Source organism: Phycisphaerae bacterium, from assembly GCA_017999985.1.
Lineage (GTDB): Bacteria > Planctomycetota > Phycisphaerae > UBA1845 > Fen-1342 > JAGNKU01.
In genome coordinates this window covers 208805-221960 of record JAGNKU010000005.1, presented here as the reverse complement: position 1 = coordinate 221960, position 13156 = coordinate 208805, and the positions used below count along the sequence as shown (strand labels likewise).

Sequence of the window (13156 nt, the reverse complement as noted above, 5' to 3'; positions counted from 1 at the left end):
CGACCTCGCTACGCGGGCGGCTGCGGGTGCAGCACGCCGTCGGTGAGCTCGTACCGGCAGTCGAAGCGGGCCGCGAGCATCGGGCTATGCGTGACGACGATCAGGATGACCTGCTCGTCGCGCGGCAAGCGCGCGAGCAAGGCACCCACGGTGTTGGTGGTCGCGCTGTCGAGGTTGCCGGTGGGCTCGTCGGCGAGCACGAGTGTCGGGCGATTGACGAGCGCGCGGGCCAGCGCGGCGCGCTGTTTCTCGCCGCCGGAGAGCTCGGCTGGGCGGTGATCGAGACGGTCCGCAAGTCCGACCTGGGCGAGCAGGCGCTGCGCGCGATCGGCGGCAGCGGGTGCGGGTGTGCCGGCGAGCGTGGGCAGCAGCACGTTCTCAAGCACGGAGCATTGGGGGAGCAGGTGATGATCCTGGAAGACGAACCCGATGTGGCGATTGCGGAATCGGGCCAGGTCGCGGGCAGCGAGCGCGAAGGGGTCGCAGTCGCCGAGCCGCAAGCGCCCGGTGGTCGGCGGCTCGAGCGTGCCGAGGATGTTGAGCAGGGTGCTCTTGCCGGAGCCGGAGGGGCCGAGGATGGCCGCGGATTGGCCGGGTTCCAGGGTGAGCGAAACGTCGCGCAGGACCACGAGTTCGCCAGCGCGCGTCGAATAGTGTTTGGAGATGGAGGTGGCGTTCAGCATCGGTGTCGTTCCGATGCGGCATCATATGGTGGATGGGCGCTGGATACGAAGCGCCCGTACAACGCCCAGGCGGCGTCGGCCATGCGGGCGGCGGTGAAATCGCGGTGGACGGCGGCGCGGCCCTGTTCGGCGAGACGCTGCCGGAGCGCGGTATCGTCCATGAGGCGGGCGAGGTGTGCGACGAGGGCTTCGGTGTCGCCGGGCCCGTAGAGCAGGCCGCCGCCGGTCGCCTCGATCAGCTCGGGGAACGACCCATGGGCAGGCTGAACGACGGGGACGCCGGCCGCCAGCGCTTCGACCGCGTACAGACCCTTCGATTCCGCGTAGACGGTCGGCACGGAGAGGACGTGCAAACTCTGCAGGAATTGCCGCTTCTCGGCGCGGGTTACTTCACCCCGATATTCGAAGTCCAGGTCTTCTGCGCCCAGTTCGGCGCGGATGCGCTCCAGGTATGGCCGGTCCGCGCCGCCGAGATAGCCCGCCGCACGCAGCCGGCAGTCACGACCGGTGCGGCGCAGTACGCGAAAGGCGTGAGCCAACTCAGCGAGGCCTTTGGCAGCGCAGATGCGGGCGAGATAGCCGATCGTAAAAGGCCGCTCCGGTGGGCCGGCGGCGGGGGCGAAGTCGGCAGTCTGAATGCCGAGCGGAATGCGGTGGATGCGGTCCACGGGCAGGCCGAAATGCACGGCGGCGTGGTGTGCGTAATAGTCCGTCAGCGCGATGAAGCCGTCGATCCCGGCCGCGGCGGCGCGGATCATGTCGAAGACTTGCGCGCGGTACGGCGGCGGCAGGCGGTCGAGGAAGATGTCCTCGCCCGTGAGGCCGCAAAGCAGCGGCACGTGCAGCGCCGCCTTCAAGCGCCGCGCCAGTCCGACGAACATCAGGTTGGGGAGGTAAATGAGATCGGGCCTGAGCTGGCGCAGACCGACCACGAGCTTCTCCAGCTCTTTGCGCTGGGGGCCGCGTTCGCCGGCGAGGACAGCGGCCGTCAGTTTCCCCAGCTCTGCCGGGCCTGTGCGGGCGGCCAGGCGCCCGACCGCGCGCAGCAGGGCCGGGGCGTCGAAGAGCCGATCGAGCAGCCACGGCGTGTGGCGGAAAAGCGCGCTGGCTTGCTGGAGATAGACGTTGATGCCGCCGTAGTAGACATGCGGCGTGCTGGGGTCGGTCTCGTCGGTGCGGACGGGCGTGTAGAGCGGGACGAGGACGGCGTCGCGGCCCTGCGCGCGCAGCGCGGCGGTCAGCCGGCAATCGTGCAGGCAACTGCCGCAGTACATGCCCGCGGCCCCGGCGGCGAGATGGACGACTCTCATACGGGCGCCTCGCGTGTCGCCGGGCGCATTCTCACGCAGAATGGCCCGGCTGTCGAAGACCGGCGCGCAGTCGTGATCGGCGGGGTAGAATCAGCCAGCGTGGCTGCTGACCAAGACGATGAGGACGACATGAGCGTGGCGACGATGAATCTTCGATTCGGGCGACAGCACGGGCTTGGCATCGCGATCCTGCTCGCGATTGTTTGCGTCAGCGCGTCCGGCGGACAGGAAGCGACCACGCGACCGGCGTCCGCGCCGGCGTCAGCACCCAGCAGCGCGCCGGCGACCGGAACGGATTGGCCCATGTTCCGCGGCAATTCGGCCAACACCGGCGTTGCGGGTACGGCGCTCCCCGAGAAATTGCACGTGCGCTGGAAGCATGAGCTGGGGGCCGGCACGACTTCCACGGCGGCGATCGCGAACGGCGTCGTGTACGTGGGCGATGATGATGGCAAGCTGTACGCGCTCGAGCTGGCCACCGGGCGGCTGAGATGGCAGTACGCGGCCGCGGATGCGGTCCAGTCATCGCCAACGGTCGTCGCCGGTCTGGTCGTGTGCGGGGATGACGCCGGCGTGCTGCAGGCTTGCGACGCGCAGACGGGCGCCGCGCGCTGGACGTTCAAGACGGATGATCGGATCATTTCATCGGCGGTTCCGCAGGGCGAGCGTCTGGTCGTGGGGTCATACGATGGCGGGCTGTACTGCCTGCGGATTGCAGACGGCGAGCGCGTCTGGCGCTACGACGTGCAGGAACGCGTGCACGCGACGCCGGCCGTGGTGGGCGAACAGGTGCTGGTCGCGGCGTGCGATGGGCAGTTGCACATCGTGAACCTCGCCGACGGCACGCCGGTGCGGCGGGTGCAGCTGGGCGCGGTCAGCGGGGCGGCGGCGGCGGTGAGCGGTGCGTATGTGTATTTAGCGACGTATGGGCAGGAGGTGGTGGGAATCGACTGGCGGGTGGGCGCGGTGCTGTGGCGGTTCGAGGATGAGGAGCGGCAGTTGCCGTATCTTTCGTCGGCGGCGGTAAGCGGGGGCCTCGTGATTGTGGGTGGCCAAGACAAGCGGGTGCACGCGCTGGACACGCGGAATGGCGCGCAGCGCTGGCGGTTCGTGACGCGCGGACGGGTTGATTCATCGCCGGTGGTTGCAGGTGAGCGCGTGTACGTGGGTTCGGCGGACGGCAACCTGTACGCGCTGGATTTGCGCACGGGCGCGGAGGTCTGGCGGTTCGAGGCGGGCGGGGCGATTGCGGCGTCGCCGGCGGTGGGCGCGGGGTGCCTGGTGGTCGGCACGGAGAGCGGGGTGCTGTACTGTTTTGCGGGTGGGGCGGCCGAATCGGAGAATCGCCGGGCGCGCGATTGATTTCGGCGCGGGCGCGCCAACAATTCAGGGTGGCGAGGAAGAGGTGCTAGGCCACGTCACGAGGCGTTGATGCAGAGCAACTGGGTCTCTTGCGTGGCGACCGTTCTGATTGTGTGGGCGCTGGGTGGCCAAGGCTGGGCAGATGCGCCCGGGCAGCAGGTGAAACACGGCATGACGACGCACGCAGCGCCCGAGAACCGACTCAGCCAAGCCACGTCTCCCTACCTGCAACAGCATGCTCGCAATCCGGTGGATTGGTACGAGTGGGGCCCGGACGCGCTCGCGCGGGCTCGCGCAGAGGATAAGCCGATCTTCCTGAGCGTCGGCTACTCCGCCTGCCACTGGTGCCACGTGATGGCGCACGAGAGCTTCGAGAATCCCGACATCGCGGCCGTGATGAACGCGCACTTCGTGAACATCAAGGTGGACCGCGAGGAGCGGCCCGACCTCGATGAGATCTATATGCAGGCCACGCTGGTGCTGAACCAGGGGCAGGGCGGCTGGCCGATGAGCGTGTGGCTGACGCCGGATTTGAAGCCGTTTTTCGCCGGCACGTATTTTCCCCCCACGACGCGCGACGGACGGGCGGGTTTCAGCGAGCTGTGCCAGGCGATCGGCAAGGCGTGGCAGCAGCACCGCGGGGACATCACGGCGCAGGCGGACAAGCTGACGGACGTGGTGCGGGCGGGGTTGCAGGCGGCGCCGGCGGAGCATGCGGAGCTGACGCTGGCCACGGTCGATCAGGCGGCGGAGATGCTGGCGGGCGCGTTCGACACGGTCAGCGGCGGCCTGGTGAGCGGGGCGACAAACAAGTTTCCGCCGAGCATGGCGCTGGACCTGATGCTGCGGTCGGCGCTGCGGCGGGCGGAGGGCACGGCGCGGCGGCGGCAACTGGTGGGCTTGACGGAGCTGACGCTGGACCAGATGGCGGCGGGCGGGATTTATGATCAGCTGGGCGGCGGGATTCACCGCTACAGCACCGATGTCGAGTGGCACGTGCCGCACTTTGAGAAGATGCTGTACGACCAGGCGCTGGTGAGCCGGATTTACCTCGACGCGTATCAGCTCACCCAAAAGCCACGGTACGCGCGGATTGCGCGGGGGATCTGCGACTACGTGCTGGCGGATCTGCGGGCGCCGGAGGGCGCCTTTTACAGCGCGCGGGACGCGGACAGCGAGGGGGTCGAAGGCAAGTACTACGTGTGGACGCGGGCCGAGGTGTCGGCGGCGATCGGCCCGGAGGACGCAGAGCTGTTCTGCGCGCACTACGACATCCGCGAAGCCGGCAACTGGCAGGATCCGCACGATCCGCACACCCCGAAGAGCGTGCTGCGCGAGCTGCGCAGCTATGCCTGCTGTGCCAAGATGTTCGGGATCAGTCCGGAAGAATGCGAGCGGCGACTCACGCGCGGGCGGGAGAGACTGCTGGCCGTGCGGGCGCAGCGCGTGCCCCCGGCGCTGGATGACAAGATCCTGTGCGAGTGGAACGGGCTGATGATCGCGAGCCTGGCCCGGGCCGGGTGCGTGCTCGGCGAGCCGCGATACGTCGAGGCCGCCGCGCAGGCGGCGCGCTTCATCCTGGAAAAACAGTACGTGGACGGGCGACTGCGGCGATCCTATCGCGCCGGGCGGACGCTGGGCATGGCCTTCCTGAGCGACTACGCGTGCCTGATCGACGGGCTGCTCGAGTTGTACGAAGCCACGTTCGACCCCCAGTGGCTGGAGCGCGCAGCCGAGCTGAATCGCGTCGTCATTGCGCAGTACCATGATGCCGACCGCGGCGGCTTCTATTTCACAGCGGCGGACCACGAGACGCTGCTGGCCCGCAGCAAGGACGTGCGCGATGCCGCCGTGCCCTCGGGCAACTCGGTGCAGCTCATGAACCTGCTGCGGCTGTCGGTCATGCTCGGCGACGAGCGCTACCGCGCGCTGGCGCAGAAGACCATGCAGGCGCTGGCGGGGGACGTGCAGGGTTCGCCCTGGACTGCGGAGCGTTTTCTGGCGGCGGTGGATTTCGCACTGGCGGGCCCGGTCGAGCTGGCGATTGTCGGTGACCCGCGGCAGGTCGAGACGCAGGCCCTGCTCAGGCAGGTGCACGCGACCTATCTGCCCAATCGCGTGCTGATGCTGAAGAACCCGGCGCGGCCGGATGCGCATGTAAAATCGCCGCTGCTGGAGAACCGCGAACAGGTCGCCGGCCGCCCCGCGGCGTATGTCTGCCGCGACTTCACCTGTCAGCGGCCGGTGAACACGCCGGAAGACCTGGCGGCCCAACTCGCCGCGCGGCGGGAGTAAGTTGTCGCCAGCGGGTCTGCCGCTGTGTTGCGGCTCTCGAGCAGCGGTATCCGCACGAAGCACTGCTCAAGAGCAGTGCACACCTCGCCACGGCCCCAAAATCCGGGCGTCAACAAATCTCCAGTCGTCCAGTTGCGGTTGACCGGGGCGGTCAGCGCTTGATGCTGCCCGGTGGCGCGGCCGGCGGCACGACCAGCGTGGCGGCGGGGCTGGTCACCGTGCCGCACAGGCTGCTCACGACCACGTCATACACACCCGCGTCGGCGGCGGTGACCGCGTCGATCGTCAGCGTGGCTGTCATGGCTCCCGACACATGCTCGTCATCGTGCAGCCAGTGGCCGTCCTTGCGCCAGCGATAGTTGAGCGTCGTGCGTCCGACGGCCGACACGGTCAGGGTGACGGGCTGCCCCAGGATCACCTCCGGCGCGACGGGCGCGGCGGCAATCCACGGTGTGCCCGCGCCGTTCAGGTCAAACACGTACACGGTGCCGAACCCGGAGGCCGGCGCATAGTCGTAAGTCGCACCGCAGACGACGGTCGCCGCTTCGATAACGACAGCCGTACCGAACATCGCGCTGGCACTGGCGTCCCAGGCGGTCAACTCCGACTGGCGCTGCCAGACGCCTTCGATCCGCCGGAAGAGGCGCGCCGCGCCGGCGTTCTGCGGGAGATTGCCGAAGTCGCGCCCGACGATGATCGTGTCGCCGTCGATGGCCAGCGGGATGCCATACGTGTAGGTCCACGTGCCAAGCTTGGTCGTCTGGGTCCACACACCGTCGTGCCGGTCAAAGACATAAGCCGCACTGAGCGCCGTGGGGATGCCACTGTCGCGGAACGCGCCGACCACGATGGTGTCGCCGCTGAGCGCGACATTCCAGCCGAAGCGGTCGTAGTCGGCCCCGTCGTCGGCAGTGAGGCGCGCCGCCGGCGTCCAGGCCCCGTCGATCCGCTCGAAGACGTACGCCGCGCCGCGGGCCGCGTATTCCTCGTCATGGTACGGCGCGCCGACCACCGCCACGTCACCGTCGATCGCCACGGCGAAGCCGAAGTTGTCGAGGTCCAGGCCGTCCCAGGCGAGCAGCATCGTTTGCTGCGTCCAAGCGTCGCCGCTGTGCTCGAAGACGTAAACCGCGCCCATGTCATAGCCGCTGCCGTCGCGTCCGGGCGCGCCGATCACGGCCACGTCGCCGTCCAGCGCGACACTGCTGCCAAACGCGTCTTCCGCGGCCGCATCGTCCGCCGTGAGTTTGCAGCTCTGCGACCAGGTGCCGTTGCTGTGCGTGAACACGTATGCCGCCCCGGCCAGCTCGCCGCCGTCGTCGTCGCCCGGCGCGCCGATCAGGGCGGTGTCCGCGCCGAGCGCGACGGCCGTGCCGAACGCGTCGAATTCGGCGGCGTCGTCGGCGACCAGCCGGACGCCATCCGCCCAGTCGGCGCCGGCGCGCGTGAAGACGTACGCCGCCCCGGCGCCGACGTCCGGCGCGGCGTCGGCGCGCGCGCCGACCAGGAGTGTATCGCCGCGCAGCGCGAGGGCGCCGCCGAAGCGGGCGTCCACGACGTCTTCCGTGGTCAGCAGCTTGCCGACGACCTGCGGGCCGGCACACGGGCTGATGAGCAGGCTGACGAACGCGTTGATGTCGCCGAAGGACACTTCGCCGTCGCCGTCAATGTCGGCGTTGAGGCGGTCGCAGTCCGGGTACGCGGCGCTGTACGCGGCGGCGCTGCTCAGTGCGAGCACGAACGCGTTGATGTCGGCGGCGTCGCAGCGGTAGTCGCAGTTCAGGTCGCCGGTCGGATGGCTGGGCACGACGCCAGCGGCATCAACCAGCCAGCCCAGCACGCCGCGGGTCAGGGCGAGCGCGTAGTCGTAGTCGATGTAGCCGGGGGTATCGAGTGAGTCGCTCGGCAAATGGTAGTAGGGATTGGTCCAGAAGTCGTATTCCATGAGCCAGGCAGCGGGGAAGCCGTGCTGCTCGAACGGGGCGTGGTCGCTGCGGTCGAGCAGGCCATGGACGCTGCACTGGATGTGCGCGTAGTCGGCGACCGCGGCGGCGAGCGGATACTTGACGCTGTCCGAGAGCGCGCGGCCATAAATGCGGGCGAGGCTGTGGGGTCCCTCGCGCCAGGCCAGCATGTCCAGCGCGACCATGCCGGCGAAGTTGTCGTCCAGGTGATCGAGCACGTATGCGGCGCTGCCCCTGAGCCCCTGCTCCTCGCGGTCGAAGGCGATCAGGCGAATCGTCGCGGCGGATTCCCATTGCCCGATCAGCCGCGCGATCTCGAGCAGGGCGGCGACGCCGCTGGCGTTGTCGTCGGCCCCGGGGTTGTCGACCGAGTCCCAATGCGCGCCGACGACATAGATGTCCTCGGGGCGCGTGGTGCCAAGCCGCTCGACGACGACGTTGTAGTACGTCTGCCCCTGGTAGACGAACGGGTCCAGCACGGGCGTGAAGCCGTAGGAGCTGAGCTCCGCCTCGATGGCGAGGCGGCTCAGGTCGTGCTCCGGGCCGTACCCGTTGTCGTCGCCATCATGCGTGTACAGGACGTTGCCGTGGACGTGCTCGAAGATGGCCTGGTCCACGCAGCTCGCGGCGTAGCGTCCCAACGGCGTGCCCTGGGCGCGGGCGGACGACGCGGTAGCCGGCATGAGTGCCGCGAGAATCAAGGCGCCGCTTGCTACAGCAGTTGCTGAACGCATGGCTGCTCCTCTCCCCGAGGTGTTGGGCAGTGCACCGATCCAGCCGACACCGCCGTCGGCGCGCGCGCCGCACGGCGCACCCTCCGTTCCATGGTACCCGGGTGGGGTGGCGGAAACTACGCAAATGCGCCCTGCGGACCGCGCGGGCGGCGTCCAGGGCCTGTTATCGGGCAGCGCCGAGTGGGCTGCGGCCCCGGGCGAGTCGGGGAGGCCGGACCCGCCACGAGGGCCGACAGCACCAGCGGGATGATGCCTGCGACGGCGCGCGGCCGTGCTGCGCCTGTGTCTACGGCGCGCCGCGCATAACGGTCAGCGTGGCGCCGGTGCTGGTGGCGGCGCCGCAGTACGAGCTGAGCACCACGTCGTAGACGCCGACGTCGGCCGCATTGACCGGGTTGATGGTCAGCGTGCCGGTGGTCGCGCCCGAAATCCGGCCGTCGTCCACGAGGCGCTGGCCATTCTTGCGCCAGCGGTAGGTCGGTGACTGCGGCCCGACGGCGGTGACGCTGAAGGTCGCCGCCTCACCGGCAGTGACCGTCAGGTCGCCGGGCGACTCCAGCACCCGGGGCGTGCCGTCGCCGTTGAGGTTGAACACGTACGCGGCGCCGTTCCCGGTGGGGGCCTGGAAGTGCAGCATCGCGCCGACGAGCACGGTATCGCCGTGCACGGCTACCGCGCTGCCGAAGCAAGCCGCGCTCACGCCGTCCCAGGCGGCGCAGCTTCCGACCTGCGTCCAGACTCCCTCGATCGGCTGGAAGACGCAGGCCTGGCCCGCGTTGGCCGGCAGATCGCCGCCGCTGCGTCCGACCACGATCGTCTGCCCTTCGATGGCGACGGATGTCCCGGGCGTGCGGCTCCAGGTGCCCAGCCGCGCGCCCCACTGCGGCCAGACGCCGCCGCTGCGCTCGAACACGTAAACCATCGTGCGGCCGCTGCCGGCGCTGGTGTGATAGGCGCCGATGACGATCGTGTCGCCATCAATTCCAACTGCCCGGCCGAACTGGTCGCCGCCGATGCCGTCCTCGCTCAGCAGCCGGGCGGTCTGAACCCACGCCGTACCATCGCGCTCGAACACGTAGGCCGCGCCGATCCCGCTGTCTCCGATTGCGCCGACCACGACGGTGTTCCCGTCCACGGCCACCGCCGAGCCAAACGCGTCGTAATCGGCACCGGCGGGCGGCGTCAGTTTCGCGGTCTGTGTCCATACCCCCGCGACGCGTTCGAAAACGTACGCGCTGCCCACGTCAAGTCCGGCCCCGTCACACGCCGGTGCCCCCACGACGGCCACGTCCCCACGGATGGCGATGGCCTGCCCGAATAGGTCGGCGAAGGCACCGTCGTCCGCCGTCAGCTTGCCGGTCGGCAGCCAGTCGGCGCCGCTGGGCTCGAACACATACACCGCGCCCGCGTACGGGGCGACCTCACTGTCGCCGGATGCGCCGACGAGCAGCGTGGCGCCGTCGAGGGCCACGGCGCGGCCGAAGAAATCTTCGGATTCGCCGGCCGGCGATGTAAGCTGCGCGGTCTGCACCCAGGTGCCGGCGTTCGGCGTGTAGAGCACCACCGAGCCCGACAGGTTGCCGAGCATGTCGGCGTTGGAGCCCACGGCAGCGAGGTCGGCCCCCAGCGCGACCGAGGTGCCGAGGTAGTCGTTCGGGGCGTCCGCCACCCAGAGTTTGGCGACCGCCTGTGGTCCGTCGCAGCGGTCGAAGAACAGCGCGGTGAACGGAGTAATGTCCTGGAAATCGACCTGGCCGTCTCCGTTGAAGTCCGCGTTCGCGCGGTGGCAGTCCGGGTAGGCGGCGGCGTAGGCGGCGGGATTGGTCAAGGCGGTTACGAAGGGGTTGATGTCGGCGCCGTCGACGGCGGCATCGCAGTTCATGTCGCCCGCCGGGTGCCCGGGCGTGATGCCGGCCGATTCGACGAGCCAGCCCATCACCGCCCGCGTCATCAGCAGGGCGTAGTCGTAGTCGATGTAGCCGCCGATATCGAGCGAATCGTGCGAACGATGGATGTGCGGATTGGCGTAGGGGTTGGGCTCACCCAGCAGTGCCGCCTGAAAGCCCTGCCACTCGAACGGCGCGTGGTCGCTGTGGTCGGCCGTGCCGATGTCGATGGCCTCGAGGCCCGCATAGTCCGCGAGTGCGGCGGTGAGGGCCGCCTTGACAGCTCCGGAGGTCGGTCGGCCGGCGATCTCAACGTAGTTGTGCAGGGTCTCGCGGTACGCCAGCATGTCCAGGGACAGCATGCCGCGGATGTCCTCGGTGGAATGGGCCCGCGCGTGTGCATCGGCGCCGAACAGGCCGAATTCCTCGCGGTCGAAGGCGATGAAACGGATCGTCGCTTCGGACTGCCACTGGGAAATGAGCCGCGCGATCTCGAGCACCGCGGCGACGCCGGTGGCGTTGTCGTCGGCCCCGGGGCTGCCGTTGACCTCCGGGTTGTCCGACGCGTACGTGTCGTAGTGCGCCCCAATGATGTAAATCTCGTCCGGGCGCGTCGTGCCAATGAGCTCGCCGTAGACATTCCAGGCCGGATAGTTGTAGAACGTGAACGGCTCAATCGTGGGGTTCAGCCCGTAGCGCGCCAGCAGGTCGTAGATGTTGAGCAGCGCGAGATTGTGCTCGTTCTCGAAAAACAGGCGGTCGTCGCCGTCGTGCGTGTAGAGCAGGTCGTTGTGCACGGCGACGTACTCGTCGCGACTGACCTGGGCCACGGCGTGGAACCCCTCCAGCGTGCCGCGCGGCTCCGCGGCCGTGGCACTGGCCGCGCCGATTGTGAACATCAGGATGGTCATTCCCCTCATGATGTGCTGGGCTGCGCGCATTGCATTTCCTCCTGCCGGAAAGCGACCTGCATCACCCGCCGCGGCGACTTTGCCGCCAGCGCTGTCCGCTGCGAACGACAGGGACGAGCCCTGTCCACATCCCAGGAATGAACTCTCCCGTTGTAGCGCGAGCCCGAGAACGACGTCTCGCCTCCATCAGAACTATAAAGCCCCGGACAAGAGCCCCACTGTGCCGAAGCGTCGGACGTTGTCGGAAGTTGTCGCGCGCGTGTGCCGCGCTGCACGGCGCGCTGGAACTTGAGTGCATCGGGGTTGACGGGCTCCGCGTCGATCCAACAATGGAACCATCGCCGTGCACGCGGTTGCCGTGGCGCGCACCGCGGGACCCAGGCGCTCGACGCTGGCGCGCGGACGCGTGCGGATCGCCGGCGCGGGAATTTCGACTTGGAGACTGACGATGCCTGCCCAGCGGAAGTGCGAAAGTTGCGGAATGCCGGTTGCGTCCGGCGTGTATTGCGGGCACTGCACGGACGAGTCAGGCCGGTTGCAGGACTTCGAGGAGCGGTTGAAGCGGCTGGCGGAATGGATGGTGGTCCAGAAGCGGGCCCCGACGCGGGCGGCCGCGGAGCAGCAGGCGCTGGCGTACATGGCGACGATGCCGGCGTGGCGGGCGCACCCAAAGCTGCTGGCGCGGACGAAACGGAAGGGGTAAGCGGTCGGGTTGCGCCGTGGCCCGGCGGCGGCGCGAACCGCCGAGGTACATTGGCGTAAAAGTGGTAGAAAGTGGCCGAGCGCTTCCGGTGCGCGCGTGCGGCCACGGCGCGCAGGTCTTGTGGGTAAAACGACTTGGCACGCGCTGCCGGCCGCGGACCTGCGCTTGACAGCCTGCCACGGCACTCTAGAATTTCGCCACTCGTACGCACCGAAGACCGGGCTCGTGCCGGCGTTGTCGGTGAGCGGTGCCGGAGGCGTCCGGCCCCTCGGGACGGGTGCCCTCGCACGATTTCGTCCGGCACAGAGGCCCCTGGCGGTCTGGGACAGGAAACCGCGGGAGGAAGGCGCGTGATCGAAGTTCGCAATCTGACGAAGTATTTCGGCCAGCGTTGTGCGGTGAACGGCATTTCGTTCACCGTCGACGAGGATACGATCGTGGGCTTCCTGGGACCGAATGGGGCCGGGAAGACCACGACGATCCGCATCCTGACCGGCTACATGCCGCCGACGTCGGGTACGGCCCGGGTGGCCGGCTACGACGTGCTGTCGCAGTCGATGCAGGTGCGCAGCGTGGTCGGCTACCTGCCGGAGTCGGTGCCGCTGTACCCGGAAATGCGGGTGCGCGAGTACCTCGACTTCCGCGGCAAGCTGCGCGGCCTCGACGGCGGGCAGCGGCAGGCCGCGATCAGTCGGGTCGTCGAGCGCTGCTGGCTCAGCGAGGCGTACCACCGGCCGATCGGACAATTGTCGAAGGGCTTCCGGCAGCGCGTGGGCCTGGCCGATGCGCTGCTGCACAGCCCGAAGGTGCTGATCCTCGACGAGCCAACCGTTGGACTCGATCCGACGCAGGTGCGCGAGACGCGTTCGCTTCTCCGCGAGCTGGCCGCGGATCACCCCATCCTGTTCTCGAGCCACACGCTGTCCGAGGTGGAGGCGATCTGCAAGCGCATCCTCATTATTCATGAGGGGCGCATCATCGCGTCGGGGACGGTCGAGGAGTTGAAGTCCCAGGTCGGCGGCGAGCGGCGCGTGCTGGCCGAGCTCAAGGGGCCGGAGGCGGACGTCACCGCGGGCGTGCGGAAACTCCCGGACGTGCTCAACGTCCGTGTGGTGACCGACGGGCCGTGGACTCGGCTGGACATCGCGGCGAAGCGCGACGCATCGCAGGCCGTTTCCGAGCTGGCGGCGTCGCGCGGCTGGGCGGTGCGCGAGCTGCGCCAGGAGCAGCCGTCGCTCGAGGATTTCTTTGTAAAGGCGATCATCGCGGCCCGTGGTGGCGCGCGGTGACAACCAGGTCAGGAGCAGG

At 68.9% G+C, this 13156-nt stretch carries 8 protein-coding genes; 4 read left to right on the top strand and 4 right to left on the bottom strand.

What is annotated here, in order from left to right; translation table 11 throughout:
- Window positions 1-8 precede the first annotated feature (8 nt).
- Complete coding sequence (locus tag KA383_08815) at window positions 9-683, bottom strand: ABC transporter ATP-binding protein (protein MBP7746222.1); 675 nt, start codon at window positions 681-683, stop codon at window positions 9-11.
- On the bottom strand, window positions 677-1993 hold the full coding sequence (locus tag KA383_08810; GenBank protein ID MBP7746221.1) for a glycosyltransferase family 4 protein: 1317 nt from the start codon (window positions 1991-1993) through the stop codon (window positions 677-679). The genes KA383_08815 and KA383_08810 overlap by 7 nt, the downstream gene beginning before the upstream one ends.
- 99 nt (window positions 1994-2092) lie before the next feature.
- Here KA383_08810 and KA383_08805 point away from each other — a divergent pair, with 99 nt between their 5' ends.
- Both KA383_08805 and KA383_08800 read left to right on the top strand, forming a co-directional pair.
- Window positions 2093-3355 (top strand): PQQ-binding-like beta-propeller repeat protein, encoded by a 1263-nt coding sequence (locus tag KA383_08805; protein MBP7746220.1) that lies wholly within the window; start codon window positions 2093-2095, stop codon window positions 3353-3355.
- 171 nt (window positions 3356-3526) lie between these two features.
- Window positions 3527-5650: a thioredoxin domain-containing protein gene (locus KA383_08800; protein MBP7746219.1), complete on the top strand. Its 2124-nt coding sequence runs from the start codon at window positions 3527-3529 to the stop codon at window positions 5648-5650.
- Window positions 5651-5801: 151 nt separating this feature from the next.
- On the opposite strand, the gene KA383_08795 is transcribed toward KA383_08800, so the two are convergent.
- Window positions 5802-8348: a M28 family peptidase gene (locus KA383_08795; protein MBP7746218.1), complete on the bottom strand. Its 2547-nt coding sequence runs from the start codon at window positions 8346-8348 to the stop codon at window positions 5802-5804.
- 286 nt (window positions 8349-8634) lie between these two features.
- A complete protein-coding gene (locus KA383_08790; GenBank protein ID MBP7746217.1) occupies window positions 8635-11175 on the bottom strand; it encodes a M28 family peptidase in 2541 nt (846 codons plus the stop codon).
- A gap of 418 nt (window positions 11176-11593) precedes the next feature.
- Here KA383_08790 and KA383_08785 point away from each other — a divergent pair, with 418 nt between their 5' ends.
- Window positions 11594-11848, top strand: coding sequence for a hypothetical protein (locus KA383_08785; protein ID MBP7746216.1), 255 nt, complete (start codon window positions 11594-11596; stop codon window positions 11846-11848).
- Window positions 11849-12198: 350 nt separating this feature from the next.
- Complete coding sequence (locus KA383_08780) at window positions 12199-13137, top strand: ABC transporter ATP-binding protein (protein MBP7746215.1); 939 nt, start codon at window positions 12199-12201, stop codon at window positions 13135-13137.
- Window positions 13138-13156 lie beyond the last annotated feature (19 nt).